Origin of the sequence: Prauserella sp. PE36 (assembly GCF_003311655.1) — a bacterium.
Taxonomy (GTDB): Bacteria; Actinomycetota; Actinomycetes; order Mycobacteriales; family Pseudonocardiaceae; genus Prauserella_A; species Prauserella_A endophytica.
This window is the reverse complement of the sequence record NZ_QEQT01000032.1, coordinates 10,675-37,543: the sequence shown is the minus strand read 5'-3', so window position 1 is coordinate 37,543 and position 26,869 is coordinate 10,675. Positions and strand designations below refer to the sequence as shown.

Annotated in this window: 22 protein-coding genes; 18 read left to right on the top strand and 4 right to left on the bottom strand. The window is 71.9% G+C overall.

The window, feature by feature from the left end; all coding sequences use genetic code 11:
• The first annotated feature begins 38 nt into the window (after nucleotides 1–38).
• From DI005_RS02565 to DI005_RS02520, 10 genes are all read left to right on the top strand, one after another.
• Nucleotides 39–1,463 carry an NAD-dependent succinate-semialdehyde dehydrogenase gene (locus DI005_RS02565; protein ID WP_113641140.1) on the top strand — a complete coding sequence of 475 codons (1,425 nt, stop codon included), beginning with the start codon at nucleotides 39–41 and terminating at the stop codon, nucleotides 1,461–1,463.
• Between the two features lie 53 nt (nucleotides 1,464–1,516).
• On the top strand, nucleotides 1,517–2,986 hold the full coding sequence (locus DI005_RS02560) for an MFS transporter (RefSeq protein ID WP_113641139.1): 1,470 nt from the start codon (nucleotides 1,517–1,519) through the stop codon (nucleotides 2,984–2,986).
• A complete protein-coding gene (locus DI005_RS02555; RefSeq protein ID WP_113641138.1) occupies nucleotides 2,986–3,882 on the top strand; it encodes an NAD(P)-dependent oxidoreductase in 897 nt (298 codons plus the stop codon). The genes DI005_RS02560 and DI005_RS02555 overlap by 1 nt, the downstream gene beginning before the upstream one ends.
• A complete protein-coding gene (locus DI005_RS02550) occupies nucleotides 3,875–4,846 on the top strand; it encodes a hydroxyacid dehydrogenase (RefSeq protein WP_112273049.1) in 972 nt (323 codons plus the stop codon). The genes DI005_RS02555 and DI005_RS02550 overlap by 8 nt, the downstream gene beginning before the upstream one ends.
• On the top strand, nucleotides 4,843–5,865 hold the full coding sequence (locus DI005_RS02545) for an Ldh family oxidoreductase (RefSeq protein WP_113641137.1): 1,023 nt from the start codon (nucleotides 4,843–4,845) through the stop codon (nucleotides 5,863–5,865). The genes DI005_RS02550 and DI005_RS02545 overlap by 4 nt, the downstream gene beginning before the upstream one ends.
• 57 nt (nucleotides 5,866–5,922) lie before the next feature.
• Nucleotides 5,923–6,918 carry a LacI family DNA-binding transcriptional regulator gene (locus DI005_RS02540; RefSeq protein WP_112273051.1) on the top strand — a complete coding sequence of 332 codons (996 nt, stop codon included), beginning with the start codon at nucleotides 5,923–5,925 and terminating at the stop codon, nucleotides 6,916–6,918.
• A 106-nt stretch (nucleotides 6,919–7,024) separates the two neighbouring features.
• The gene (gene hisD / locus DI005_RS02535; protein ID WP_113641136.1) at nucleotides 7,025–8,344 is read left to right on the top strand and encodes a histidinol dehydrogenase; all 1,320 of its coding nucleotides are present in this window, start codon (nucleotides 7,025–7,027) and stop codon (nucleotides 8,342–8,344) included.
• Nucleotides 8,345–8,392: 48 nt separating this feature from the next.
• Nucleotides 8,393–9,742: an MFS transporter gene (locus tag DI005_RS02530; protein ID WP_113641135.1), complete on the top strand. Its 1,350-nt coding sequence runs from the start codon at nucleotides 8,393–8,395 to the stop codon at nucleotides 9,740–9,742.
• Nucleotides 9,739–10,482, top strand: a complete 744-nt coding sequence (locus tag DI005_RS02525) for an SDR family NAD(P)-dependent oxidoreductase (protein WP_113641134.1) — start codon at nucleotides 9,739–9,741, stop codon at nucleotides 10,480–10,482. Before DI005_RS02530 ends, DI005_RS02525 begins: the two co-directional genes overlap by 4 nt.
• 78 nt (nucleotides 10,483–10,560) lie before the next feature.
• The gene (locus DI005_RS02520; protein WP_112273059.1) at nucleotides 10,561–11,385 is read left to right on the top strand and encodes a prolyl oligopeptidase family serine peptidase; all 825 of its coding nucleotides are present in this window, start codon (nucleotides 10,561–10,563) and stop codon (nucleotides 11,383–11,385) included.
• Here the strand turns inward: DI005_RS02520 and DI005_RS02515 are convergent.
• Genes DI005_RS02515 through DI005_RS02505 form a run of 3 tightly spaced genes read right to left on the bottom strand, consistent with a single transcriptional unit; the run spans nucleotide 11,351 to nucleotide 15,053 of the window.
• Nucleotides 11,351–12,679 carry an MFS transporter gene (locus tag DI005_RS02515; protein WP_199542455.1) on the bottom strand — a complete coding sequence of 443 codons (1,329 nt, stop codon included), beginning with the start codon at nucleotides 12,677–12,679 and terminating at the stop codon, nucleotides 11,351–11,353. The two genes, DI005_RS02520 and DI005_RS02515, sit on opposite strands and share 35 nt — an antisense overlap.
• On the bottom strand, nucleotides 12,676–13,698 hold the full coding sequence (locus DI005_RS02510) for a phosphotriesterase (RefSeq protein WP_112273061.1): 1,023 nt from the start codon (nucleotides 13,696–13,698) through the stop codon (nucleotides 12,676–12,678). The genes DI005_RS02515 and DI005_RS02510 overlap by 4 nt, the downstream gene beginning before the upstream one ends.
• Nucleotides 13,699–13,724: 26 nt before the next feature.
• Entirely contained in the window at nucleotides 13,725–15,053 is a 1,329-nt protein-coding gene (locus DI005_RS02505; RefSeq protein WP_113641133.1) for an aspartate aminotransferase family protein, read from the bottom strand.
• A gap of 91 nt (nucleotides 15,054–15,144) precedes the next feature.
• Between DI005_RS02505 and DI005_RS02500 the strand changes: the two genes are divergently transcribed.
• The 3 genes from DI005_RS02500 (at nucleotide 15,145) to DI005_RS02490 (ending at nucleotide 19,077) form a co-directional block, all read left to right on the top strand.
• Nucleotides 15,145–16,071: a LysR family transcriptional regulator gene (locus tag DI005_RS02500; RefSeq protein WP_113641132.1), complete on the top strand. Its 927-nt coding sequence runs from the start codon at nucleotides 15,145–15,147 to the stop codon at nucleotides 16,069–16,071.
• A gap of 226 nt (nucleotides 16,072–16,297) precedes the next feature.
• Complete coding sequence (locus DI005_RS02495) at nucleotides 16,298–16,894, top strand: TetR/AcrR family transcriptional regulator (RefSeq protein ID WP_112273067.1); 597 nt, start codon at nucleotides 16,298–16,300, stop codon at nucleotides 16,892–16,894.
• Nucleotides 16,895–16,899: 5 nt separating this feature from the next.
• Nucleotides 16,900–19,077 carry an MMPL family transporter gene (locus DI005_RS02490; protein ID WP_113641131.1) on the top strand — a complete coding sequence of 726 codons (2,178 nt, stop codon included), beginning with the start codon at nucleotides 16,900–16,902 and terminating at the stop codon, nucleotides 19,075–19,077.
• Nucleotides 19,078–19,127: 50 nt separating this feature from the next.
• On the opposite strand, the gene DI005_RS02485 is transcribed toward DI005_RS02490, so the two are convergent.
• Complete coding sequence (locus tag DI005_RS02485; RefSeq protein ID WP_112273071.1) at nucleotides 19,128–19,511, bottom strand: DoxX family protein; 384 nt, start codon at nucleotides 19,509–19,511, stop codon at nucleotides 19,128–19,130.
• 487 nt (nucleotides 19,512–19,998) lie between these two features.
• Here DI005_RS02485 and DI005_RS02480 point away from each other — a divergent pair, with 487 nt between their 5' ends.
• From DI005_RS02480 to hutI, 5 genes are all read left to right on the top strand, one after another.
• Nucleotides 19,999–21,285, top strand: coding sequence for a sensor histidine kinase (locus tag DI005_RS02480; RefSeq protein ID WP_112273073.1), 1,287 nt, complete (start codon nucleotides 19,999–20,001; stop codon nucleotides 21,283–21,285).
• A gap of 142 nt (nucleotides 21,286–21,427) precedes the next feature.
• The gene (gene hutU, locus DI005_RS02475) at nucleotides 21,428–23,095 is read left to right on the top strand and encodes a urocanate hydratase (RefSeq protein ID WP_113641130.1); all 1,668 of its coding nucleotides are present in this window, start codon (nucleotides 21,428–21,430) and stop codon (nucleotides 23,093–23,095) included.
• On the top strand, nucleotides 23,092–24,309 hold the full coding sequence (locus DI005_RS02470) for an allantoate amidohydrolase (protein ID WP_113641129.1): 1,218 nt from the start codon (nucleotides 23,092–23,094) through the stop codon (nucleotides 24,307–24,309). The genes hutU and DI005_RS02470 overlap by 4 nt, the downstream gene beginning before the upstream one ends.
• Nucleotides 24,306–25,655 (top strand): formimidoylglutamate deiminase, encoded by a 1,350-nt coding sequence (locus DI005_RS02465; protein WP_113641128.1) that lies wholly within the window; start codon nucleotides 24,306–24,308, stop codon nucleotides 25,653–25,655. The genes DI005_RS02470 and DI005_RS02465 overlap by 4 nt, the downstream gene beginning before the upstream one ends.
• Nucleotides 25,652–26,812, top strand: a complete 1,161-nt coding sequence (gene hutI / locus DI005_RS02460; protein ID WP_113641127.1) for an imidazolonepropionase — start codon at nucleotides 25,652–25,654, stop codon at nucleotides 26,810–26,812. Before DI005_RS02465 ends, hutI begins: the two co-directional genes overlap by 4 nt.
• Nucleotides 26,813–26,869: the final 57 nt, after the last annotated feature.

Genomic DNA, 26,869 nt, shown 5'->3' with positions numbered 1-26,869 from the left:
GCGACCCGGTTTCCCCAACCGTCTCGAGAGGACAGACGATGCCACAGGTGGCCTCGACACTCATCGCCGGCGAATGGCACACGGCGGGAACGCCACGGGAGATCCGCAATCCCGTGGACGGCTCCGTGGTCGGCACGGTCGACTACGCCGGACCCGAGCAGGCACGCGCCGCGGCGGACGCGGCGGCCACGGCGTTCGGCGCGTGGTCGCACACCCCCGCCCGCGCCCGCGCCGACCTGCTGCTGCGCGCCGCCGAGCTGATCACCCGCCGCGCCGAGGAGATCGGCACCCTGCTCGCCGCGGAGGCGGGCAAGAGAGCCCCGGAGGCGATCGGCGAACTGCGCTTCTCCGCCGAGTACTTCCGCTGGTTCGCCGAGCAGTGCCGCCGCCCCAGCGGCGAGGTGCGCCCGCACGAGGCCCCCGACCGCAGGCACCTGACCATCCGCAGGCCCGCGGGCGTGGTCGCGAGCCTGACGCCGTGGAACTTCCCGTGCTCGATCCAGGCGCGCAAGCTGGCGCCCGCGCTGGCCGCCGGCTGCACCGTGGTGGCCAGGGTCTCGGAGAAGGCGCCCCTCGCCGCCACGGAGCTGGTGCGCTGCCTGACCGAGGCGGGCCTTCCCGACGGCGTGGTCAACCTCGTGCACGGCCCTTCGGCCGCGATCACCGATGCCTACCTCGGCCACCCCGAGGTGCGGGTCGTGTCGTTCACCGGTTCCACCGGCGTGGGCCGGTCGATCATGGCGAAGGCATCCGAGCGCGTCGTCCGTCCCCTGCTGGAACTCGGCGGCAACGCACCGTTCATCGTGTTCCCCGACGCCGACCTCGACGCCGCCGTGGAGGGCGCGCTGCTCGCCAAGTTCCGCAACACCGGCCAGTCGTGCATCGGGGCCAACCGCTTCTACGTGCACACGGACGTGCACCAGGAGTTCACCACCCGCTTCGCCGAGGCAGCCGACGCGATGTCGATCGGCGACGGCCTCGCCAACCCCGTCCCGGACCTGGGCCCGTGCATCGACGACGCCCGCGTGGCCGCCGTGACCGGCATGGTCGACGAGGCACTCGCCGCGGGCGCCAAGCTGGTCACCAGGGAACGGCGGCCGCCGTCGGGCTCGTTCGCCGCGCCCGCCCTGCTCGTGGACGTGCCGAGGGACACCGCGCTCGCGCGCGAGGAGGTCTTCGGCCCCGCCGCGGGGATCTTCTCCTTCCGCGACGAGGACGAGGTGGTGGCCGAGGCCAACGGCACCGAGATGGGCCTGGCCGCCTACGTCTACACCCGCGACTCCTCCCGCACGTGGAGGATGGCCGAGCAGCTCGACGCCGGGATCCTCGGCATCAACAACGCACTGCCCAGTGTCGCCTTCGCCCCGATGGGCGGCAGCAAGCAGTCCGGGCTCGGCCGCGAGGGAGCCGAGCTTGGACTGGAGGAGTTCGAGGAGACCAGGTACCTGTCTCTGGGCATCTGACCCACCGTCCACCACCTCCGGTGCCGACGCCGCCACACGAGAGGACCGCCGTCATGGCAGAGCTGCCGGGCACCCGGCCCGTCATCCGCTCACAACAAGACGTCAACGATCTGATCAACTCAGGCCGCGCGAAGGGAGGGAAGTCCGGCGCGATCACGTTCATCGCGCTCGGCGGCATCTTCATCGACGCCTACGACTTCTCCTCCATCGCGTTCGGACTCAAGGACATCACCGAAAGCTTCCAGCTCACCGCCTTCGAGGAGGGCGCAGTCGCCGCCTCCATCATGATCGGCGCGCTGCTGGGAGCGCTGGTCGGCGGCTACCTCGTCGACCGGCTCGGCCGCTACAAGCTGTTCATGGCCGACATGCTCTTCTTCGTGGTCGCCGCGATCGCGTGCGCGATCGCACCGAACTTCGAGACGCTCACCGGCGCCAGACTGCTGATGGGCATCGGCATCGGCATCGACTTCCCGGTGGCGCTCGCGTTCATCGCGGAGTTCAACGCCTTGCGCGGCAAGGGAAGCAAGGTATCGCTGTGGCAGCCGATGTGGTACCTCGCCACCGGATCGGCCTTCCTGGTGCTGTTGCCGCTGTACTTCCTCATCCCCGAGGACGCCCACGACAACCTGTGGCGCTGGGCCGTCGGGTTCGGCGCGGTGCCGGCGCTGGCCGTGATGCTGGTGCGGCACAAGTACATGGACGAGTCCCCGAGCTGGGCCGCCAGCCAGGGGGACCTGCACCGCGCCGCCGGAATCCTGCGCCGGTCCTATGGGATCGAGGTCGACGTCGAGCAACCACCGGAGCAGGCCGCGAAGGAACGCCGGGGGCTTGGCGACGTCCTTGGCGAGTTCGGCAGGTTGTTCACTCCCCGCTACCGGGCCCGCACGATACTGGCCGCCACGGTCAGCTTCTGCCAGTCGATCCAGTACTACGCGGTCGGCTTCGCGCTGCCCGTGATCATCTCCGGATTCCTGCAGCAGGACCGGCTCACCTCGATCATCGGTCCGCTGGTGTTCAACCTCGTGTTCGGCGTGCTCGGCGGCCTGCTGGGCGTGCGGCTGGCGAACCGGCTCGGCTCGTGGAAGCTCTCGGCCAGCGGTTTCGCGATCTGCCTGGTGGCACTCGTCTGCCTCGGCCTGCTCGGCACACCCGAGGGCACCTGGCCGCTCGCGCTGTCCGGCCTGTTGCTCGGCGTGTTCGTGTTCTTCCACTCCTACGGGCCGGGCGCACAGGGCATGACGATGGCCACCCTGAGCTATCCGACGTCGTTGCGCGGGGTGGGCGGCGGTTTCGGCCAGGCCGTGCTGCGGGTCGGCTCGATGCTGTCGCTGCTGTGGTTTCCCACGCTCAGCGCCTCGCTTGGCACCGGGGTGTACTTCGCCGTCGCGGCGGCCCCCGTACTCGGCCTCATCGTGCTGGCCCTCATCCGGTGGGAGCCCGTCGGCGTCGACGTCGACGCCGAGGACGCCGCTGAATCCGGCCACCCTCCCGCACCCAACCATCTGATCGGCAAGGAGAAGTGATGTTCGGAAAGCTCGGTTTCATCGGCGCGGGCAAGATGGGAGGGGCCGTCGCCCGCAGGCTCGCCACGGGCGGATACGAGGTGCATGTCCACGACCTCGACCCCGCCGCCGTGCGGCGCTGCGTGGATGCCGGGGCGGTGGCCGCCGGGTCGGCCTCGGCGGCCGTGAAGGACGCCGAGGTGGTGTTCACCAGCCTGCCGATGCCCGAGCACGTGCTCACCACGTGGTCCCGGATTGCCCCCGAGCTCGCCGAAGGCGCGATCGCCGTGGACGTCTCCACCATCGACCCGGGAACCGTCGATCGGGCGGCCGCGGCGGTGGGCGAGTACGGCCACCCGTTCGTCACCTGCGCGCTCGGCAAGACGCCCGCCGCGGCGGAGAACGGCGCGATCCCGCTGTTCGTCGGCGGGCCGGGCGAGGCCGTGTCCGCGCTGCGCCCGCTGTTCGGGCGCATCGGCGAAACGACCCACGAGTTCGAGAGCGCGGGCGCCGCCGCGATGTTCAAGCTCATCTCGAACCTCATCGGGATGACCAACGTCGCCGTGCTCGCCGAGGGCTACGTGCTCGCCAGGGCAGCCGGGATCACGCCGGAGCAGTTCAGCGCCGCGCTCGCCGACACGGGCGCCAGCTCGTTCCAGTCGCAGGTGCGGCTGCCGTGGCTGGTCGCGGGTGACTACGAGGCACGGTTCGGCGTGGAGCTGGCCGCGAAGGACGTGCGGCTCGCCCTCGATGCCGGCGCGCGGCAGGGCATCGCCTCCCCGGTGGCCGCACAGGGCCTCGCGCAGCTCCTCTCCGCGATCGCGCACGGGCACGGCGGGGAGGACGCGGTGGCGGTGGCGAAGGTGCTCGACCCTCGCGGCAGGCTGCTGGGCTCGGGGGAGACGGCCGATGAGTGAGCCGATCGACGTACTGGTGAGCGAGGACGTCTGGGGAGCCGCCTTCGAGGAGCTGGCCACGCGCTACCGGGTGGTGCGGGAGGCGGGGTACTGGAACGACCCCGCGCTGCTGACGGACGCGGTGCGGCGCAGCAGGGCGCTCGTGGTCCGCAACCGGACCCGGGTGGACCGGGCGCTGCTCACCGCGGGCGAGCGGCTGACCGTCGTCGCGCGCGCCGGGGTGGGCCTCGACAACATCGACCTGCCCGCCGCCGACGCGGCGGGCGTGGTGGTGACGGCACCGCTCGGCGCGAACGCGGTCAGCGTCGCCGAGCACACGATCGGCCTGGCGTTGAGCCTCGCTCGGGGCACCGTGCGGCTCGACGCCGAGTGCCGGGCGGGCGGGTGGAACCGTGCGCCCGGACGCGAGCTGCGCGGCGGCACGTGGGGCCTGCTCGGCTGCGGTGCCACGGCGAGGGCCTGCGGTGAGCTGGCCGGTGCGCTGGGCATGCGCGTGCTCGCCCACGACCCGTTCATCGACCCCGCTCATCCGGAACTGGCCCGCGCCGGGATCGAGCTTGCCCCGCTGGAGGAGGTCGTGGCCGGGGCCGACGTGCTCTCCTGCCACCTGCCCGCCACCCCGGACACCACCGGGCTGGTGAACGCCGGGCTGCTGGCCCTGATGCGGCCGTCGGCCCTGTTCGTCAACGTCGGGCGCGGTGAGGTGGTGGACGAGGACGCGCTCGCCGACGCGCTGGAGTCCGGCGCGCTCGGCGGGGCGGCGCTCGACGTGCGCGCGGGCGAACCGCCGGAGCCGGGGAGGCTGGAGAAGCTGGACAACGTGGTGCTCACGCCGCACATCGCGGGCATCACCGCCGAGAGCCAGGCGCGCATCGCGCGCAACCTCGCACAGGACATCGACGCGGTGCTCAGCGGCGGGCGGGCGAGATCCGCGGTGGGGGCGGCGAAGGAGGCACGGTCGTGACCGGGACGGTGGAGTCGGCCGAGGCACTGGCGAGCGCCTTGCTCACGGCGGCGGGCATGGATCCCGGGAAGGCGCGGACGTCCGCGCGCTGCATCGTGATGGCCGACGTGTGGGGCATCGGCTCGCACGGCCTCATGCGGCTGCCGTACTACCTGCAGCGCATGGCGGCGGGCGGGTATCCCCCTGACGCCGGGCTGCGGGTCGTGGACGACACCGGGCCGGTCGTGTCGGCCACCGGTGGCGGCGGGCTCGGGCACTGGCAGCTCTGGGAGGCGGCCGAGCTCGCCGTGTCCCGGTGCGGGCGGTACGGCATCGGCGCGGTCGCCGTCGCCGACTCCGGGCACTGCGGCGCACTGGGGCTATACACGGTTCCCGGGCTCCGCGAGGGCATGCTGACCCTCGCGTTCTCCAACGGGCCCGCCGTGATGCCGCCGTGGGGCGGGGCCAAGCCGTTGCTGTCCACGTCGCCGCTGGCCGCGGGGATCCCTGCCCGGCCCCGGCCCGCGATCATCGACATGGCCACGAGCGCGGTTGCCCGCGGCAAGATCGCGGCACACGCGCGCAGCGGCACGCAGCTGCCCGACGGGTGGGCGCTCGCGGCGGACGGCACGCCGACGACCGACCCGAGGGAGGCGTTGCACGGCATGCTCTCCCCGCTGGGCGGGGCGAAGGGCTTCGCGCTGGCGCTGCTGGTGGAGTCGCTGGCGGGCGGGCTGGCAGGCCCCAACCTGTCCGCGGACGTGCCCGACATGTTCACCGAGTCCGACGCCCCGAACCCACAGCGCATCGGACACGTCCTGCTCACGCTCGACCCGGCCCGCTTCGCCGGCGACGCCACCGCGGCGGCGAAGCGGCTCGACCGGCTGGCGGCGTCGGTCGAGGACGCGGGCGGCAGGCTTCCCGGCCGCGACCGGGTACTGCCCGAGGACGTCGACCCGCGCACCCCGCTGAAGCTCGACGAGGGGACCGTGCGGGAACTGCGGGGATGGGCGGAGCGGCTCGGCGTGCCGCCGGAGTGATCGGGGGCCGCCGGGCGGCCATATCCTGGCCTCCGGCACAAACCGGAGGTGAGAGACATGGCGCGGCGCCCGACGGTCACGAGCGTCCAGATCGCTCGTGAGGCGGGTGTCGCCCAGTCGACGGTGTCCCGCGTGCTCAACGGCGGGAGCGTCGCCCCCGGCACCCGGCGCCGCGTGCTGGAGGTGCTGGCGAAGTACGACTTCCAGCCGAGCCAGGCGGCACGCAGCCTCGTGGGCGCTCGCTCCGGTCTCATCGGCGTGGTGATCCGCGACCTTACGAACCCCTTCTACCCCGTGATGATCAAGGCGATGGAGCGCGTGCTGCACGGGCAGGGCCTGCGGCTCACGCTCGTCACCGACGTACTGACCGCGGAGGAGGGACTGGCCTTGCTGCGGCGCGAGGGCGTGGACGGTGTCGTCTTCACCTCGGCCGTGGCCGACGACCCGCTGGCCCACCGCATCGTCGACCACGGCATCCCCCTGGTGCTGTGCCATCGCACGCTGGAGGGGTTCCCCGCCGACCAGGTGGAGGCCGACAACGTCACCGCGGGGCGGCTGGCCGCCGACCACGTGCTGGCTCTCGGTCACCGCCGCATCGCGATGGTGCGCGGCCCGGCCGGAGCGAGCACGGCCGAGCAACGGGGCCACGGCTTCCGCCAGCGTGCCGAGGACACCAGGGGCACGGTGCTCACCGAGGTCGACGGCTCCTACGACTACGCGGTCGCGTACGCCGCGGTTCGCGCGCTGCTGTCCGAGCCCTCACCGCCCACGGCGCTGTTCTGCCAGAACGACGTCATGGCCTACGCCGCGCTCAACGCGGCGGCGGCGTGCGGCGTGGCGGTGCCCCGCGAGCTGAGCGTGGTGGGCTGCGACGACGTTCCGCTGTCGGCGTGGGAGCGGATAGACCTGACCACGGTGCGCCAGCCGCTCGAACGCATCGCCGAGGTGGGCGTGGAGCTGCTGCTCGGCAGGCTCGCCGAACCGGACGCGCCGTACCGGCACGAGCTGCTCCCGGTCGAGTTCGTCGAGCGCTCGACCACCGCGCCCGCCTGAGGCACCGGTCACACTCCTTGACCGGGGCCGCACCTGTGGCCCATCGTTGGATACGTATCCATTGGATACGTATCCAAAGCAGCAGTGACGAGCAAAGGAGCCGAGCGTGCCCCGCACCATCAAAGCCGCCACCACCGCGTCCTCCGCACCGTCCGGGAACGACGCCGTGGCGCAGACAGTCCGGGACCTCATCTCGGACATCCGCACGCGTGGCGACGAGGCGGTGCGCGAGCTCTCGGCACGCTTCGACCGCTGGGAACCCGAGTCGTTCCGCCTGAGCGAGCAGCAGCTCGACGAGATCGTCGGCACGCTCGACCCGCAGGTGATCGCCGACATCGAGACCGTGCAGGCCAACGTCCGCCGCTTCGCCGAGGCGCAGCTGGCATCGATGTCCGAGATCGAGGTGGAGACCGCGCCCGGCGTGTTCCTCGGCCACCGGCACGTGCCCATCCAGTCTGTCGGCGCCTACATCCCCGGCGGCCGCTACCCCCTCACCGCATCGGCACACATGACGATCGTGACCGCCAAGGCCGCGGGCGTGCCGCGCGTGGTCGCGTGCACGCCGCCGATCCGCGGCGAGATCCCGGCCGCGACCGTCGCCGCGATGCGGCTCGCCGGCGCCGACGAGATCTACCTCCTCGGCGGCGTGCAGGCCATCGCCGCGATGAGCGTCGGCACCGAGACCATCGGTAAGGTCGACATGCTGGCAGGCCCCGGCAACGCCTACGTGGCCGAGGCCAAGCGCCAGCTCTTCGGCGAGGTCGGCATCGACCTCTTCGCCGGGCCCACCGAGATCCTGATCGTCGCCGACGAGCACGCCGACCCGTTCGTCGTCGCCGTCGACCTGCTCTCGCAGGCCGAGCACGGACCCGACTCCCCCGCCGTGCTCGTCACCACCAGCGACGCGCTCGCCACCGAGGTGCAGCGGCACATCGAGGAGATCCTTCCCGGAATGTCCACTGCGGACATCGCGGGCCCGGCCTGGCGCGACCACGGCCAGATCATCCTGGTCGACGACCTCGACGAGGCCTACCGCGTGGCCGACGAGTTCGCCTACGAGCACGTGCAGATCCTCACCGAGAACCCGAGGGAGGCGCTGGACAAGATGCGTGCCTACGGCGCGCTGTTCCTCGGCGAGGGCACCTGCGTGTCCTATGGCGACAAGGTGATCGGCACCAACCACGTGCTGCCGACCCGCGGCGCCGCCCGCTACACGGGCGGGCTGTGGGTGGGCATGTACCTGCGCACGGTCACCTACCAGGAGGTGCGCGACCGGCAGGCCTCGGCCGACCTCGGCGTGCTGTGCGGCCGCGCTGCCAGGGTCGAGCTGTTCGAGGGACATGCCCGCTCCGGCGACGTCAGGGCCGCCAAGTACGCGGGCGCCGAGCTGCCCTGGACCGACCACTACCGGTCCGTCACGGTCTGACGCCCCCGCCGTCCCGTCCCCACGAGTCCGATCAACGGAGATCCCGCCATGTCCACCGCCGCTACCCTGACCTCGGAGCAGGTTCGCCGTCGTTCGCTGCAGTCCGGCACCATCGGCGCGATCGTCGAGTGGTACGAGTACACGATCTACGGGGTCGCCGCCGCCCTCGTTTTCGGGCACCTGTTCTTCCCGAACCTCTCCCCCGGCATCGGGCAGATCGTCTCGCTCGCGTCGTTCGGCGTGGGCTTCCTCGCCCGGCCACTCGGCGCCTTCGTCGCCGGGCACCTCGGCGACCGGATCGGCCGCAAGTCCACTTTGATCCTCACGTTCTCGATCATGACGGTCGCGACGGCGGCGATCGGGCTGATGCCGACCTACCACCAGATCGGGGTCGCCGCGCCGCTGCTGCTGTGCGTGCTGCGGCTGGCGCAGGGCTTCGCGGTCGGTGGCGAGTGGGGCGGGGCGGCGATCGTGGCCGTGGAGAACGCTCCCCGGGCGCGGCGCGGCTACTTCGGTTCCTGGCCCCAGATCGGGGTCTCCGCCGGGCTGCTGCTGGGGACGGCGGCGGTGTCCTTCTCGTCGTGGATCTCCGGTGACGCGTTCGACCAGTGGGGCTGGCGGGTGCCGTTCCTGCTCAGCATCCTGCTCGCGTCCGTCGGGTTCTTCATCCGTCTGCGGGCCACCGAGAGCCCGGCCTTCCTCGCCGAGAAGGAGAAGATGGACGCCGAGCTCGAACGCCGCAAGGCACCGGCCGCCATCCTGTTCCGCCACCACCGCAAGCCGTTGCTGATCGCGATCTTCGGCAGGTTCGCCGAGGCCGGGAACTACTACCTGTTCACCACGTTCGTGCTGTCCTACGTCACGGGCACGCTCGGCGCGCCCGAGTCCCACGGCCTGACCGCGTCGATGGTCGGCGCCGCGGTGAACATCGCCATGATCCCGGTGTTCGGCGCGCTGTCGGACCGCATCGGTCGCGTTCGGACGTTCCTGCTCGGCGGTGCGCTCATCGTCGTCACCACGTGGCCCGTGTTCGCGTTGATCGAGACCGGTGAGCTGTGGGGCATCGTGCTCGGTGTGGTGCTGTTCCTGGCGCTGGGGCACGCCCTCGTCTACGCGCCCCTTCCGGCACTGTACTGCGAGATGTTCCCGACCTCGGTGCGGTACTCGGGCATCTCGATCGGCTACCAGATGGCGTCGATCATCCTCGCGAGCTTCACCCCCGCGCTGGCGAGCGCGATGGTGCTGTGGGCGGGCGGTAGCCTCTGGATGGTGATCGCGTTCGCCATCGCGACCACGCTGATCGCGATGGTCGCGATCGCCTTCGCCCCCGACCGTCGCCACCTCGAACTCGACGAGATCGGCGACGCCGCGCCCGAAACCGTTGCGGAGAGCCGATGAGCTTCGACCTGACCGGAAAGAACGCCCTCGTCACCGGAGCCACTCGCGGGCTCGGCAGGGCCATCGCCGACCGCCTCGCGGAACTGGGCGCCACGGTGTACGGCACCAGCCGCGAAGCCGGGGGCGCCCAGGAGATCGGCAGCCGCTACGGCACCGAGCCGCTGCGGCTGGAGCTGACCGACGTGGAGAGCTTCGAGGGCTTCGCCGCGGAGGTCACGGCGGCCAGCGGTGGCATCCACCTGCTGATCAACAACGCCGGCGTGAACATCCCCAAGCCCGCCGTCGAGGTCACGCCCGAGGACTGGAACACGGTGCTCGGGGCCAATCTCACCGGCGCGTTCTTCCTCTCGACGGCGTTCGCGAAACACTGGCTGCGCACCGGAACGCCCGCCGCGATCGTGAACGTCGCCTCCCAGGCGGGCCTGGTCGCCATCGAGGAGCGGGCCGCCTACGGCGCGAGCAAGGCGGGCCTGGTCCACGTCACGAAGCTCCTCGCGCTCGAATGGGCGAAGGCGGGCATCCGCGTCAACGCCGTGGCGCCCACGTTCGTGCGCACGGAGCTGACCGAGTCCACGCTCAGCCGCCCGGAGTGGGCGGCCGAGCTGCTCTCGCGCATCCCCGTCGGCCGCTTCGGCGAGCCGAGGGAGATCGCGGACGCGGTGGCCTACCTGCTGAGCGACGCGGCCTCGCTCGTCACCGGGCACACCCTCGCGGTCGACGGCGGCTACACCATTCGCTGAGGTTTCGCCGGTGGCGAAAGCGCTGTCGCGACAACCGTTGTGCCGCATACGGTTCCGGTGCGGAACCGAGGAGGCGACATGGAGACGATCAACGGAACGGCGGCGGGAGTACCGTTCACGGCGCTCCCACCGGAGGGAGCCACCGACGGGCCCGCGCCGTTGCTCGTGACGTGGCACATGCTGGACGCGCCGCGCACGGACGCGGCGTTCGCGGCCGCGCTGCCGATGTCCGGGGTGCCCGCCTGGCGGGTCCACCTTGGCATGCCGATGTGCGGTGCGCGGATGGTCGACGGTCGCGTCGACGCCGTGCTCGAGCTGGCCCGCGAGGACGCGTTGCTGTCCTTCCTGGCGCCGTTCACCCGGCAGGCCGCCGACGAGTTCCCGGCCGCGCTGGCCGCGCTGCGCGAGCAGCTTCCGGTGGACGACGGGCCGGTGGGCGTGCTCGGCGCCTCGCTCGGCGGTGCCGTAGCCCTGCGGGTGCTGACCACCCAGCGGATCCCGGTCCGGGCGGCCGCGCTGGTCAACCCCGCTGTGCGGGTGCGGTCCGCCGTCGGGCTCGTCGACGGCATCGCCGGGCACGCGTACCGGTGGACCGAGGAAGCCCACCGAACCGCCGACGAGCTCGACTTCGTGGCCCGCGCCGGAGATCTCGAGGGACAACCGCCGCTGCTGCTCGTCTCCGGGGAGCTGGACCACCCCGACCTGCGCGCGGACGCCTCCGACCTGGTCGGCGCCCTGCGCGAGCGGTACGCGCGGCCGGAGGAGGTCGAGCTGGTCTCGGTGCCGGACCTGGCGCACCCGCTGGCCGAGGAGCCGGGCCTGGAACCGGCTCCCCAGCTGCCCACCGCCAAAGCGGTGGACGACATCCTCACGCGGTGGTTCGCCCGGCAGCTGGTGTGCTGACGACGTGCCGCTCGGCACGGGCCAGCGTCTCGGGAATCCGCCACACGCCGACGATCCCCAGCAGGGCGACGGCGGCGAGATAGAAACCGGGCGCCGTGACCATTCCGGTGGCGCTGACGAGCGCCGCGGCCAGCAGTGGCGCGGTGCCGCCGAGCACGGCGTAGCCGAGGTTGTAGCCGAGCGAGGCACCGGAGAGCCGGGTGCGGGTCGGGAACACCTCGAGCAGTGCCGTGTAGCTGCCCCCGCCGAACACGCCGAGCGACAGCGCGACGAGGACCTGCCCGGCGATGGCGCCGCCGATCGACCCGGACGAGGCGAGCAGGAAGGCGGGCACGGCCGCCAGAGCCAGGAGTGCGGCACCGATTCTGATCATCGTTCGCCGTCCGATCCGGTCGCCCACGGTTCCCGCGGCGCAGATCGCGACGATGAACACGACGAGCGCGAGACCGTTGGCGGTGAGCGCGTCGACCCGGCTGAGCCCCGCGGTGAGCTGAAGGAACGTCGGGAAGTAGCCCACCAGGTAGTAGAAGGCGAGCGCGCTGGTGGCCGAAAGGACGAACGAGTACCAGACCGCGGCGCGATGGTCGCGAACCGCGTCGCGCAGCGGGGTGTCACTCAGCTCGCGGTCGCGCGCCACCCGCTCGAACTCGGGGCTCTCCTCGGTCCGCATCCGGATGTACAGCCCGACCAGGCTAAGGGGCAGGGCGATGAGGAACGGGATCCGCCAGCCCCACGATTCGAACTGGGCATCGGTCGTCATCGCGTTGATCCCGAGGACCACCAGCAGACCGATCACCGAGGAGACCGCGGACATGGCGATGACGACGGTGATCCAGAAGGCACGTCTGCCGGGCGGGGCGTGTTCGAGCGCGAAGGACGTGGCGCCGGTGACCTCTCCTCCCGCGGACAGCCCCTGCAGCAGCCGGAGCAGGACGAGCAGCAGCGGAGCGAGCAGGCCGACCTGGTCGAAGGTCGGTAGCACGCCGATCGCGGCGGTGCTGAGGCCGATGAGGGTGAGCACGATGGCCAGCACCCGCCGTCGGCCGACCCGGTCACCGAGGCGGCCGAAGACGATGCCGCCGAGCGGGCGGACGACGAAGGCGACGCCGTAGGTCGCCAGGCTGGCCAGCAGAGCGGCACTCGCGTCGCCAGGAGGAAAGAACGCGGTCGCGATCACGGGCACCACCAGCGCGTAGATCGCGAAGTCGTAGAACTCGACCAGCGTGCCGACCGCGGCGCCCGCGAGGGGCCGTCGGGTGCCGCGCGCCGCGGCCGGCGGACGGTTGCGGATCACGGCGTGACCTCCAGCATCCGGCGTGGGTTGTCGACGGTCAGTGCCGTGACGTCGTCCTTGTCGAACCCCCGGCGCAGCATCAGCGGGACGACGTTGCGCAGCAGGTGTGCGTAGCCCTCCCCGCCGTAGCGCTGGAGGTGGGAACGGAAGCAGATGTCCTGGGAGAGCAGGATGCGGTCGCGGTGGCCGCGGTCGCACAGCGCGCGGATGTGGTGCAGCCGCATGGCGTCGTTCGGCATGTCGATGTCGGCGTAGGGGTAGTAGCTCGACTCCTGGCCGAACAGGTCGAACTCGAGGTAGCAGCCGGTGTCGGCGAGCGTGAGCATGTCGTCGAGGGAGAACAGGGTCCGGTCGATGTGGCTCATGACGACCCGGTCCGTCGACGACGTCTCCTCGCGCACCCGTGCCATGGCGTCGGCTGGCGCCTCTGGAGCCCGTCCAGGGTGGATCATCAGCGCGGCCCCGGTGTCCAGGTGCGCGTCGACGGCGGCGCGCAGCACCCGGTCCTCCACGGGGTCGACCGGCCAGGACAGACCGATCTCGCCGATCAGCCCGGCGCGGACGCCCGTGTCGCCGACGCCTGTGGTGACCTCGTCGCGGATCTGGGTGGCGAGCTGGTCGCGGGATCGGTGGCGAAGGTCTTCGGGGTGGTAGTCGCGGTGGTACCACCCGCTTCCCATTATCACGTGCAGACCGGTGCGCTCGGCGACCTCGACCAGGCCGCGGGGGTCGCGGCCGAGTCCGATGCTGGTGGCGTCGACGATCACCGAGCCGCCCGCCTCGCGGTAGCGCTCCAGCTCCTGGACGGCGTCCTCGATGTCGTCGACGCGCATGTCGAAGGCGCTGTGGTGGCGGCGCACCTCGTAGTAGTTGTCGAGACGAATCGGCTCTTCCGAGGCCAGCGCGGTCCCCTGCTGCCTGGTCGTTCCCCCGATGTGGGACAGCACGTGCTCGTGTGGCTGGATGTGTCCGAGGCCGTCGCTGTCGACGTCGCCCCGAACCGTTCGCAGTATGGCCATGCGGTACTCCTCGGTGGTTGGTCCCGTCACGACGGGTCGCGCAGCGCCGCGCCGTAACGGTCGGCGAATTCCTCGAAGGCCGCGACGACGCCGTCGCAGTCGGTGTCGCTGATCGCGAGGCTCAGCGCCACCATGGCCCGCCGGGCCATCCAGTAGCCCTGCTCCAGCAGGTGGAAGAAGAGCAGTTCCCTGGCGGCGTGGTCGGCTCCGGTCAGGTCGGCTGGGGAACCGACCGGCCCAGGGACCGGGTGGAACGTCATGAGCGATCCGCGGCCGGTGACCGTGAACGGGATGTCCGCGTCGGTGAACACGGACCGCAGGCGCCCCCGGAGCCGTTCGCCGCGGGCGTTGAGCTCGTCCAGCGCGGTGTCGGTGAGCACGTGTTCGAGTCCCGCCAGCCCGGCGGCCATCGTCAGGGTGTTGTTGTTGAACGTGCCGGCGTGCGCCCACACCGGTCCCGGCGCCGACGGGTCGAACCCGCGCATGATCCCGGCCCGCCCGCCGAAGGCACCGAACGACATCCCGCCGCCGAGGTACTTGCCCAGCGTGGTGAGGTCCGGGGTGATCCCCAGTACCTGCTGGAGCCCGCCCGGCGCGAGCCGGGAGGTCATGATCTCGTCGAAGATCAGCAGCGCACCGGCCCGTGCGGTCTCCTCCCGCAGCGTCCGCAGGAACTCCGGGGTGCCCGGGATGGTGCCTCCGCTGCCCAGCATCGGCTCCACGAGCACGGCCGCGAGATCGTCGCCGGCCTCGGCGATGATCTCGCGTGCCCCGTCGACGTCGTTGTAGTCGCCGACCAGGAACCGGTGCGGCACGTTGAGCGGCGCCCCGCCCTGCCCAAAGGCGAGGACACCGCCGTGGTAGCCACCGCGGAACACGAGGACGGTGGAGCGGCCGGTGTGGGCGCGTGCCGCGGCCAGTGCGAACAGGTTCGCCTCGGTTCCGGAGTTGGTGAACCGGACCAGTTCCAGTGCGGGGAACCGGCGCCGGAGTTCGGCGGCGAACCGCGCCTCACGCTCGGTGTGCCCGCCGAAGGAGACCCCCTCGTCGAGTGCGGCGTGCAGGGCCTTCACCAGTACGGGGTGCGAGTGCCCGTAGAGCCCGGCGGTGTAGTCGCCGAGGAGGTCGAGGTACCGGCGCCCATCCAGGGAGTACAGGTGCGCTCCCTCGGCGCGCTCGAAGACGAGGGGGAACGGCTCGTAGTACAGGGTGGTCCGGGTGTTGCCTCCCGGCATGGAGCGCCGCGCGAGCTCGTGCCGCTCGGCGCTGCGGGGGTTGGCGTCCACATAGGAGGAACGCAATGCCTGTACGGCGTCGCGCAGCGTGTGTGCGCGTGGTGGTCCGGTCCGCTGCATCGCTCGATTGTTGCCGCGCCCATTCGTAACGACAAGCAAAGAGTGTTGGCCTAAACTGTTCAGTATTTCTGAAGAGTAGGCGGGAGGCCGGGTGGCACTGGACGTACGGCGGCTCCGGATGCTGAGCCAGCTCAAGGCGAGCGGCACCATGGCGGCCGCGGCACGGGCGATGAACTACTCGCCGGCGTCGATCTCCCAGCAGCTCGCGCAGCTGGAACGGGACGTCGGCAGCACGCTGTTCGTGACGGCGGGCCGTAGCGTGCGGCTGACTCCGGCGGGCACGGCGCTGGCCACGCGGGCGGACGAGATCATCGAGGCTCTGGACGCGGCCGAACGCGAGGTGCGGCGGCTGGGCTCGGCGCCGGTGGGCCGGCTCAGGCTGGCGATCTTCCAGTCGGCCGCACTGGCCGTGCTGCGGCAGGTGTACGGGAGGCTACGACGGGACTTCGGCGGCATCCGGCTCGACGTGGCACACCTGGAGCCCCGCGTCGCGCTCGAGGAACTGTCCCGCCACGCGGTCGACATCGCGGTGCTGGAGGAGTATCCGGGTTCACCGTTGCCGAAGCCCCGTTCGGTGACCACCCGGCTGCTCACGCTGGACCCCCTCTACCTGGCGTCACCGGCCGCGGAGCACCGGTCGGCGCAGCCCGATCCTCGCGCGCGGTGGGCACTCGAACCTGAAGGGACCGCGGCGCGGCGGTGGGCCGAGGCGACGTGCCGGACCGCGGGATTCGAGCCGGACGTGCAGTTCGAGTCCCACGATCTGATGCTGCACCGGGCGGCCGTGCGGGCCGGTCTCGCACACAGCTTCCTGCCGGGGCTGGCCGTTGGCGGCAGCGGGGACGACGCCGGAATCCGGTTGGACCGCCTGCCCGGCGACCCGGCCCGGTCGATCATCGTCGCGTACTCGAACTCGGCCGTCGACGACCCCGTGGTGTCCACCGTGGCCGAGGTGTTGCAGGACTCCTTCGCCGACAACAGCCGGTCGCCCGGCGCGCTCGGCTCAGTGGGACCGTGACTTCGAGTCTACTGTGGACTTTCCTGAGCGGCGGGGGCTCGTGATCGCCCTGTCCCGATCATGGCCCGGCGTGCCCAGTGCGAGCAGTCACGGATCGCCATGACCCCTGCCCCCTGAAAGGGGAGTGAGGGCAGCGATTGGTCAGCACTGAACGTGACGAAAGCCACCGACCATTTCGGTCGGTATACCTACCAAACTGGTCGGTCGCGTCGGTACTGTCGAGAACATGGCACGCACGTTCCGGGAGGACGTGGACGAACGGATCCTCGACCGCGCGGCAGCGTTGTTCGCGCAGCGGGGCTACGCGCACACGTCCCTGCAGTCCCTCGCGGACGCCGTCGGGCTGTCCAAAGCCGGGCTGCTGCACCACTTCCCGAGCAAGGACGCGCTGTACCAGGCCGCGATGAACATGTGGCAGGTGCAGGGCCGGACGCTCTTCGACCCCGTGATCGAGCTGCCTGTGGGCCCCGAGCGCGACCGGCGGGCGGTGGAGCTCCTGATCGACTTCGCGCTGGAGCGCCCCGGCCTGGTGGCCTTGGCATCGCGGTCGATCACCACGCTCGGCAGCGAGGAGCCCGATCCAGGCGAGGAGGCGGGCGAGTTCGCCTTCGCCGTCTTCGGCATCGACCCGGAAACGGACGAGCCCGAACGAGTGACCAGGGTGCTCGGCATGCTCGGCGCCCTGGTCGTGCTCATCCTCGCCGCCAACCACCTGGGGGACAAGACCACGTGGCGGCGGCACATCCTCGCGACCTGTCTCGACACGCTCGGCCACCGCAGTCCGGGCCTCTCGTCAACCGACCACGTTCAAGTGGAGGCCTGATTCGCATGGCAAGACTGTTGTACCGACTCGGCACGGGCGCCCACCGCCGCAGGCTGGTCGTGGTCCTGGTGTGGCTCGCGGTGCTGGCCGGTTCGGCACTGGGCGCCACGACGCTCGCCGGGGACACGTCCGACCAGTTCTCCATCCCGGGCCAGGAGTCCACCACGGCCCTGGAGAAGATCGGGCAGGAGTTCGGCTCCGGCGGTGGCGCCACGGCCCGCGTCGTGGTGCAGGCGCCCGAGGGGCAGACGCTCACCGCTCCGCCCAACGCGGCCCAGATCGGTGACCTGGTGGCCGAGCTCAACTCGTTGCCGGGGGTGGCCTCGGCGACCAACCCGCTCGACCCGAACGCCCCGGCCGTCAACGCAGGCCAGGACACCGCCTACAGCACCGTCACCTACGACGTGAGCCCCGGCGAGCTCACCGAGGAGCAGCGCGACGCGCTGACGACCACGGTGGCCGACGCCAGGACCGGCGGCCTGACGGTGGAGGTCGGCGGAGACATCTCCCAGCAGGCCCCGGAGATCGGTGGCACCTCGGAGATCATCGGCGTGGTCGTCGCGCTGCTGGTGCTGGCTCTGACCTACGGCACGCTCATCACGGCCGGGATGAACCTGCTGACCGCGTCCGTCGGCGTCGGCATCGGCGTACTGGGCATCACGATCGTGACCGGCTTCGTGGAGCTGAACTCGACGACCCCGATCCTCGCGACCATGCTGGGGCTCGCCGTCGGAATCGACTACGCCCTGTTCATCATCAACCGCTACCGCCAGGAACTGCGCCGGGGCGCGGACGTCGGCACCGCCATCGGCGTCGCGGTGGGCACCGCGGGCTCGGCCGTCGTCACAGCGGGCATCACGGTGGTCATCGCGCTGGCAGGCCTCGCCGTCGCGGGCATCCCGTTCCTGACGCAGATGGGCATCGCCGCCGCCGCGACCATCGTCGTCGCCGTGCTCGTCGCGATCACCCTCGTCCCCGCGGTGCTCAGCTACCTCGGCCACCGTGCACTGCCCCGCAAGCAGCGCTCGGCCGCGGCCGAGCGGGCGGAGGCGCCGGAGCGCGGCTTCTACCGCGGCTGGGTCGGCGGGATCACCCGGGGCCGCGTGGTGTCGCTGCTGGTGTCGGTGCTCGCGCTGGGCGCCGTCGCGATCCCGGTGGCCTCGATGCAGACCACCCTGGTGCCGACCCCCGCCGACGGCACCACCCAGGCCCGTGCGGAGCAGCTGCTCGCCGACGGCTTCGGCGAAGGCTTCAACGGGCCGCTCATCGTGCTGTTCGAGGGTGACAACGCCTCGCAGGCCGCCACCCGGCTCTCCGGCGAGATCGCCGACCTTGACGACGTCGCGCTCGTCGCTCCGGCGACACCCAACGCCGACAACACCGCGGCCCTGCTCAACGTGATACCGAAATCAGGGCCGACGAGCCCGGAGACCCAGCAGCTCGTCACCGACCTGCGGGCACAGCTGTCCGATGTGGACGGCGTGACGACCTACGTCACCGGCTCCACCGCGGTGAGCGTGGACGTGTCGCGCACCGTCGACGAGGCACTGCCGGTGTACCTGGTGGTGGTCGTGGGCCTGGCCCTCGTGCTGCTGGTGCTGGTGTTCCGGTCGCTGCTCGTGCCGCTGATCGGTGTGCTGGGCTTCCTGCTGACGATCGGCGCCTCGCTCGGCGCCACCGTCGCGGTGTTCCAGTGGGGCTGGCTGGCCGACGCGGTGAACCTCGACTCGGCCGGGCCGCTGATCAGCCTGACGCCGATCGTCGTGATCGGCATCCTGTTCGGCCTGGCGATGGACTACCAGGTGTTCCTGGTCTCCCGCATGCACGAGGCGTACCACCACGGCAGGTCGCCCATGGAGGCCATCACCAGCGGCTTCCGCCAGGCCGCCCCGGTGGTCGTCGCCGCGGCGCTGATCATGTTCTCGGTGTTCGCGGGCTTCGTCCCCGCCGGCGACGCGACGATCAAATCCATCGCCTTCGCGCTGGCCATGGGGATCCTGGTGGACGCGTTCGTGGTCAGGATGGTGATCGTGCCCGCGGCGCTCGCCCTGCTGGGCGACCGCGCGTGGTGGCTGCCGAGCTGGCTGCGCTGGCTTCCGGTCCTCGACGTGGAGGGCTCGGCCCTCACCGCCGAGAAGGCCGGGGACGAGCGCGACGAGAAGGCCCTCGCCGGGAGCCGATAGCCGGAGCGACCGGAAACGGAGCCGTCGTCGGTGGTCGCCATCCCGCCGACTCAGCCGGTGAAGGACTCCGGACCGAAGCGGCCCCACGCGATGAACGCCGCGAGCGCGAGATAGGCCAGGTTCAGCAGCACGAGCTCGGACTCGCCGAGGCGGCGGTGGGTGATCATCGCGCCCACCATCAGCGCGATCCAGCAGACGGCGGTCACCGGCACCAGAATCGGCGCGATGCCGACCACCGCTGGCAGGATCAGGCCCACCGCGGCCAGAAGTTCGAGCACGCCGAGGGTCTTGATGAACCCGGCGCTGGCGGCCTTGGTCCATGCCGCGCCGCGGAGGGTGGACAGTTTTTCCTTGGGCACGAAGGTCTTGCTGATGCCACCGGCCAGGGCTACGGCGCCCAGCAGTCCAGCGGCGATCCACAGCGCGAGGTCCATCGGCTACTCCTTGATCGAGAATCACCTGCACCTCGTATGACGAGACAGTGGCCCGATCCTGTGACATCGCGGGCCGCCCGGGCACGCTCGCGCACCGGTACGCGCCAGCCCGGACACCGCGTGACCGTGAACAGGTGTAACGCCGGGGTGCCGGCTGCGACTTTCCTGGCACGAGGTCTGACACCGGGCCTCGGCGGGCCGAGGGGTGGGGTCTCCAGCGAACGGTCCGGAAGTCGCGGCGCGCTCCCGCTCCCTGCGTCGCGGCCTGCCGGTGCGTCACCGGCCGCACGGTTCCCCCGCAACCGGAGGCGCCGGTGACGCACCCACACCGCCGACACCGTCCACACCGGACGCGGTCAGCGGGTACCTCAGTCCCGAGCGCCGCCGGGCATCCACCGATCGGTTGAGCGGCGGGCCCACCGCACTCCGTGCCGGACCGGCCGCGCGGTCGATCCCACGCGGCCGGCCCGGATGGCATCCTGCTCATATGGCGAACAGCATCGAGGCCGAGCTGCGGGAGGAGTTCGACCGCTGGGAGCGCGGGGAGGCCGCGGTCTTCCAGGTGCTGCCGTACTTCCTCCTCGCGGTCAGCACCCTCGTCACGTTGTTGCAGCCGACGTGGGGCGTGCCGGTGCACGTCCCGACGATCGTCGGCCTCACGGTCGCGACCACACTCTGGCTGCTCTGGTTCCACACGCTCCACCCGGAATGGCACGACAACGGCCCGCTGATGGGCGTGTACTACGCGGGGCTGACGGCGCTGGCCGCCGTGCTCGTGTGGAACACGCCGTGGTTCGCGTTCTTCGCGTTCGCCGGCTACCCCCAGGCGTTCGTCTACCTGAAGGGGCGCTGGCGTTACGTCGGCGTCGCCGCGACGGCCATGGTCTCGGCGGTGGCGTACATGGGCGGAGTGGACACCGTCACCGTCGACGCGACCCTGGAGTGGCTGGCGATCAGCCTGGTCAGCGTCCTGATCGCCGGGACGTTGTTCTACTTCGCCGAGCTGACCGACCAGCGCAACCACCGGCAGAAGCGGGCACTCGTCGAGCTGCACGAGGCCAACGTCAAGCTCGAGGCCGCACTGGAGGAGAACGCCGGCCTGCACGCCCAGCTGCTGGCCCAGGCCCGCGAGGCCGGGATGCTGGACGAGCGGCAGCGGATGGCCCGCGAGATCCACGACACGCTCGCCCAGGGGCTGGCCGGCATCCTGGCGCAGCTCCAAGCCGCCGAGCAGGGCCTGAACGAGGCGCCGACGCCGCGCAGGCACGTCACGAACGCGATGGACCTGGCCCGCGAGAGCCTCACCGAGGCCAGGCGAACGGTGCACGCGGTGGAGCCCGCGATGCTCGCCGAGGCGAGACTCCCGGACGCGATCGGCGACGTGGCGAAGCGCTGGGCGGAGGTGAACCACATCGACGCGGTGCTGACCACCACGGGCGACGCCCGGCCGCTGCACGCCGATGTCGAGGTGACGCTGCTGCGGACCGCGCAGGAGGCGCTCACCAACGTGGCCAAGCACGCGAGGGCGAACCGCGTGGGCCTGACGCTGTCGTACATGGCGGACGTGGTGACCCTCGACGTGCGGGACGACGGGGTGGGCTTCGAGCCGAACACCAAGCGCGTCAACGGTGCCACGAACGGGGGCTTCGGGCTCGCCGGAATGCGGCAACGGGTGCGCCGCCTCGCGGGCAGGCTGGTGATCGAGTCGGAACCGGGTGCCGGCACCGCCATCTCGGCGACCGTGCCGGCCATCCCCGCAGGCGACGTGGACTGACCCACCTGCCCCCAAGGCCACCTTTGTTGCGTTCAACGCAACAAAGGTGGCCTTGGGGGACGGTCGCACCGTCTCGGATCCGAGACTCAATCTGGGTGCGCGTGCTGGAGGCGGTCCGGGGCCGTGCGGCCTACTGGGTCACATGGCTTCCAACCCTGGCCCACGCCCCGTGCGCGCATCTCGCGGCAGCACCCTCTCCTGCAAGGGCTGGCCGCAGGAGGCGGCGCTGCGGATGCTGATGAACAACCTCGATCCCGAGGTCGCCGAGCATCCCGACGACCTCGTCGTCTACGGCGGCACCGGCCGCGCCGCCCGCAGCTGGGCCGCCTTCGACGCGATCGTGCGCACCCTGCGCACGCTCGAGGCCGACGAGACGCTGCTGGTGCAGAGCGGCAAACCCGTCGGCGTGCTGCGCACCCACGAGTGGGCACCTCGCGTGCTGCTCGCGAACTCGAACCTCGTCGGCGACTGGGCGACGTGGGAGGAGTTCCGCCGCCTCGACGCGGCCGGGTTGATGATGTACGGCCAGATGACGGCGGGCTCGTGGATCTACATCGGAACGCAGGGCATCCTCCAGGGCACGTTCGAGACATTCGGCGCCGTGGCCCGCAAGCGGTTCGGCGGCACACTGGCCGGCACGATCACGCTCACCGCCGGGCTGGGCGGTATGGGAGGCGCCCAGCCGCTGGCGATCACGATGAACGAGGGTGTCGCGATCTGCGTCGAATGCGACCCGAGCCGCATCGAACGGCGCATCGCCCACCGCTACCTGGACACCCGCGCGGCCGACCTCGACGACGCGCTACGGCTGGCGATCGAGGCCCGCGACGCGCGGCGACCGCTGTCGATCGGCGTGCTCGGCAACGCCGCCGACGTGTTCCCCGAGCTGCTCGCCCGCGACGCGCCGATCGACGTGGTGACCGACCAGACCTCCGCGCACGACCCGCTCGCGTACCTGCCGCGCGGCATGGCGTTCGAGGACCTGCACCGCGCCTCGGAGAAGGATCCCGCGCACTTCACCGAGGAGGCGCGGGCGTCGATGGCCGCGCACGTCGAGGCGATGGTGGGCTTCCTCGACCGCGGCGCCGAGGTTTTCGACTACGGCAACTCGATCCGCGACGAGGCGCGCAAGGGCGGCTGCGCGCGGGCGTTCGACTTCCCCGGCTTCGTGCCCGCCTACATCCGGCCGCAGTTCGAGGAGGGCCTCGGCCCGTTCCGCTGGGTGGCGCTCTCCGGCGATCCCGCCGACATCGCCGCCACCGACCGCGCGGTGCTGGAGCTGTTCCCTGACAACACACACCTGCGACGCTGGCTCACGATGGCCGGGGAGAAGGTCGCCTTCCAGGGACTGCCCGCCCGCATCTGCTGGCTCGGCTACGGCGAACGGCACCTCGCCGGGCTCCGGTTCAACGAGATGGTCGCCTCCGGCAAGCTCTCGGCGCCGATCGTGATCGGCCGCGACCACCTCGACTCCGGCTCCGTCGCCTCGCCGTACCGCGAGACCGAGGCGATGCTCGACGGCTCCGACGCGGTCGCCGACTGGCCGCTGCTCAACGCACTGGTCAACACCGCGTCCGGGGCGTCGTGGGTGTCGATCCACCACGGCGGCGGCGTAGGCATGGGGCGTTCGATCCACGCCGGCCAGGTGTGCGTCGCCGACGGGACTCCCGAGGCCGCCCGCAAGCTCGAACGCGTGCTGACCAACGACCCCGGCCTCGGGGTGCTGCGGCACGCCGACGCCGGGTACGAGCACGCCGCCGCCGTCGCCGCCGAGCGCGGCGTGCGCATCCCCATGCGGGAGGAAGGGTGAGCCCCTTCGCCGCGCTGTGGCCGACGCTGCTCGACGTCGGCAGGCATCCGAGGACCGGAGGCTACCGCCGCTACGCGTGGACCGACGTGGACCTGACGCTGCGCGAGTGGTTCACCGACTGCGCGCGGCGGCGCGGGATGGACACCGAGGAGGACCGCAACGGCAACCTGTGGGCGTGGTGGCTGCCGCCGGGCTGGTCAGGCGATCCGCGCGGCGCGTTCGTCACCGGGTCGCATCTGGACTCGGTGCCCGACGGGGGCGCGTTCGACGGCCCGCTCGGCGTGGTGTCGGGCTTCGCGGCCGTCGACCTCGCGAGAGAGCGCGGCGTGGTGCCGTCCGTGCCCGTCGCCGTCGTCGCGTTCTCCGACGAGGAGGGCGCCCGCTTCGGGGTGGCGTGCGCGGGCTCGCGGCTCTCCGCCGGAACGCTCGCGCCGGAGCGGGCCCTCGCGCTGCGCGACAACGACGGCCACACCCTCGCCGAGGCGCTGACCCGCGCCGGAAGGGACCCCGCCGCGCTCGGTCCCGACCCGCGGCTACGCGAGCGTGTCGGCGTGTTCGTGGAACTGCACGTCGAGCAGGGCCGCGCGCTCGGGCCACTGGGGCAGCCGCTCGCGATCGGCTCGGCGATCTGGCCGCACGGGCGCTGGCGGTTCTCCTTCACCGGCGAGGCCAACCACGCGGGCACCACCCGCATGGCCGACCGGAGGGATCCGATGCTCGCGTTCGCGTCGTCGGTGCTCGTCGCACGAGCCGGTGCCGAACGGCACGGCGCGGTCGCGACGTTCGGCAGGGTGCGCGTGGAACCCAATGGCACCAACGCGATCGCCTCCGACGTGTACGCCTGGCTCGACGCGCGGGCTCCGAGCGAGGAGGTGCTGGCCTCGCTCCTCGAGGACATCACGACCGAGGCCAAGGTACACGCCGGGTACGACGGCACCTTTGTGGACATCGCCGCCGAGTCACGCAGCCCCCTCGTCGAGTTCCCGCCCGGACCGCGACAGCGGCTGCGCCGGGTGCTCGGCGACGTGCCGGAGCTGCCGACCGCCGCCGGGCACGACGCGGGCGTGCTCTCGGCGCTCGTGCCCACGGCGATGCTGTTCGTGCGCAACCGCACCGGGGTGTCGCACTCCCCCGCCGAACACGCCGAGGAGGCCGACTGCGAACGCGGCGCGCGGGCCCTCGCCGACGTGCTCGCCGACTGGGTCACGGCATGAGCGCCGCGGACTGGTGGTGCGAGCACGCCTGGCTCGGCGGGGACCGCGTCGAGGCCGGGGTGCACTTCTCCGTGGCAAACGGGCGGATCGGGAGCGTCCGCGTCGGAGTGACCTCACCGCCATCGGCACGGCGCCTGCCCGGACTCGTTCTGCCGGGCCTGGCCAACGCGCACTCGCACGCCTTCCACCGCGCGCTGCGCTCGCGCACGCAGCGCGAACGCGGCTCGTTCTGGACGTGGCGGGAGCTCATGTACCGGGCGGCCGACCGGCTCGATCCCGAGCTGTACCACCGGCTCGCGAGGGCCGTATACGCCGAGATGGCGCTCGCCGGGATCACGGCGGTCGGCGAGTTCCACTACCTGCATCACGACCGCGGCGGGCGGCCCTACGCGGAGCCGAACGCGATGGGCCTCGCACTCGCCGAGGCCGCCGCCGAGGCGGGTGTACGGCTGACCCTGCTCGACACGTGCTACCTCAGCGCGTCGGTGGACGGGACGCCGCTGGCAACGGGGACGCAGCAGAGATTCGGCGACGGCGACGGGCAACGGTGGGCCGAGCGGGCCGAGGACCTGCACCGGAAGGCCAAGGAGCGCGCCGGGGTGCTGATCGGGGCGGCCGTGCACTCGGTGCGCGCCGTGCCGTTCGAGCACCTTGGCACGGTCGCGGAGTGGGCGGAGTTGCGTCGCGCGCCGCTGCACGTCCACTGTTCCGAGCAGATCACCGAGGTGCAGCAGTGCCTCGCGGTGCACGACCGGACGCCCACCGCGCTGCTGCGCGACGCCGGCGTGCTGGGACCGAGGACCACCGCGGTGCACGCCACCCATCTGACCGGCGCCGACGTACTCGACCTGACCCGCACGGCGACCGGGGTGTGCTTCTGCCCCACCACTGAACGCGATCTCGGTGACGGCATCGGCCCGGCGCCCGCACTGCTGGACGGGAACGGGCCGTTCGCCCTCGGCTCCGACAGCCACGCCGTGATCGACCTGTTCGAGGAGGCCAGGGCCGTCGAGCTGAACGAGCGGCTCGCCGGTCATCGGCGCGGCACCATCACCGCCGCACGGCTGCTCCGCTCGGCCACAGTGGACGGTCACCGCTGCCTGGGCTGGACCGACGCCGGGCAGCTGCGGGCCGGGCAGCGGGCCGACTTCGTCGCCGTGGACCTGGGCTCGGTGCGCACGGCGGGCGGCGGAGCCACCGTCGAGAACGCCGTCTTCGCCGCGTCGGCGTGCGACGTCACCCACGTGGTGGTGGACGGGCGGGTCGTGGTGGCCGGACGCCGGCACGTGACGATCGAGGACACCGCCGCCGAGCTGGACGCGGTGATCCGGGAGGTGCTGCGATGACGACCGTGCTCTACGACGGCATCGGCGAGCTGGTGACGAACGACCCCGCACAGGGCGACGGCAGCGCGCTCGGCGTCGTCAGCGACGCGGCGCTCGTGGTGGACGACGGCATGGTCGCGTGGGTTGGTGAGCGGCGCGGCGCGCCCGCCGCCGACGAGCACCGGAACCTCGACGGCTCCGCCGTGATCCCCGGTTTCGTCGACAGCCACGCGCATCTCGTGTTCGCCGGCGACCGCGCGGAGGAGTTCGCCGCGCGCATGAGCGGGAAGCCCTACGCGGCCGGCGGGATCGCCACCACGGTGGTGGCGACCCGGGAAGCCGACGACGCGACGCTGGCCCACGGGCTCGCGCGGCTCGCCGGGGAGATGCGGCGGGGTGGCATCACCACATTCGAGTGCAAGAGCGGCTACGGGCTCTCTGTGGAGCACGAGGCGCGCTCGCTCGCCGTGGCCGCGAAGCTGACGCCCGAGACGACGTTCCTCGGCGCACACGTGGTGCCGCCGGAGTACCGGGACCGCCGCGAGGAGTACGTCGAGCTTGTCGCGGGCCCGATGCTGCGGGCGTGCGCACCGCTCGCGCGGTGGGTGGACGTGTTCTGCGACCGGGGCGCGTTCGACGTCGACGAGGCGCGGACCGTGCTCGAGGCGGGCATCGCCGCCGGGCTGGTCCCCCGCCTGCACGCGGGGCAGCTCGGGCCGGGGCCCGGCATCCGGCTCGCGGTGGAGCTGGGCGCGGCGTCGGTGGACCACTGCACGTACACCACCGACGCCGACGTCGACGCGCTCGCGGCGGGCACCACGGTGGCCACGCTGCTGCCTGGTGTGGAGTTCTCCACGCGCTCACCGTGGCCGGACGCGCGGCGCCTGCTCGACGCCGGGGTCACCGTCGCGCTCGCCACGGACTGCAACCCTGGCACCTCGTACACCTCCAGCATGCCGTTCTGCATCGCGCTCGCCGTGCGGGACATGGGGTTCACGCCCGCGGAGGCACTGTGGTCGGCGACGGCGGGCGGGGCCGCCGCGCTGCGGCGCACCGACGTCGGGGTGCTCGCGCCGGGGCACAGGGCCGACCTCGCGGTACTCGACGCGCCCTCCTACCTGCACCTCGCGTACCGCCCCGGCGTACCGCTGGTCCGTGACGTCGTGTCGGCGGTGTGATCGACTGAGCACATGCGTGCGGTACGGACGGTTACAGGACCACGGTGGACGGTCGTG

Coding starts and splice junctions, on each gene's coding strand:
- DI005_RS02565 (WP_113641140.1), top strand. CDS start 39: ATGCCACAGGTGGCCTCGACACTCATCGCCGGCGAATGGCACACGGCG.
- DI005_RS02560 (WP_113641139.1), top strand. CDS start 1,517: ATGGCAGAGCTGCCGGGCACCCGGCCCGTCATCCGCTCACAACAAGAC.
- DI005_RS02555 (WP_113641138.1), top strand. CDS start 2,986: ATGTTCGGAAAGCTCGGTTTCATCGGCGCGGGCAAGATGGGAGGGGCC.
- DI005_RS02550 (WP_112273049.1), top strand. CDS start 3,875: ATGAGTGAGCCGATCGACGTACTGGTGAGCGAGGACGTCTGGGGAGCC.
- DI005_RS02540 (WP_112273051.1), top strand. CDS start 5,923: ATGGCGCGGCGCCCGACGGTCACGAGCGTCCAGATCGCTCGTGAGGCG.
- DI005_RS02530 (WP_113641135.1), top strand. CDS start 8,393: ATGTCCACCGCCGCTACCCTGACCTCGGAGCAGGTTCGCCGTCGTTCG.
- DI005_RS02525 (WP_113641134.1), top strand. CDS start 9,739: ATGAGCTTCGACCTGACCGGAAAGAACGCCCTCGTCACCGGAGCCACT.
- DI005_RS02520 (WP_112273059.1), top strand. CDS start 10,561: ATGGAGACGATCAACGGAACGGCGGCGGGAGTACCGTTCACGGCGCTC.
- DI005_RS02510 (WP_112273061.1), bottom strand. CDS start 13,698: ATGGCCATACTGCGAACGGTTCGGGGCGACGTCGACAGCGACGGCCTC.
- DI005_RS02505 (WP_113641133.1), bottom strand. CDS start 15,053: ATGCAGCGGACCGGACCACCACGCGCACACACGCTGCGCGACGCCGTA.
- DI005_RS02495 (WP_112273067.1), top strand. CDS start 16,298: ATGGCACGCACGTTCCGGGAGGACGTGGACGAACGGATCCTCGACCGC.
- DI005_RS02490 (WP_113641131.1), top strand. CDS start 16,900: ATGGCAAGACTGTTGTACCGACTCGGCACGGGCGCCCACCGCCGCAGG.
- DI005_RS02485 (WP_112273071.1), bottom strand. CDS start 19,511: ATGGACCTCGCGCTGTGGATCGCCGCTGGACTGCTGGGCGCCGTAGCC.
- DI005_RS02480 (WP_112273073.1), top strand. CDS start 19,999: ATGGCGAACAGCATCGAGGCCGAGCTGCGGGAGGAGTTCGACCGCTGG.
- hutU (WP_113641130.1), top strand. CDS start 21,428: ATGGCTTCCAACCCTGGCCCACGCCCCGTGCGCGCATCTCGCGGCAGC.
- DI005_RS02465 (WP_113641128.1), top strand. CDS start 24,306: ATGAGCGCCGCGGACTGGTGGTGCGAGCACGCCTGGCTCGGCGGGGAC.
- hutI (WP_113641127.1), top strand. CDS start 25,652: ATGACGACCGTGCTCTACGACGGCATCGGCGAGCTGGTGACGAACGAC.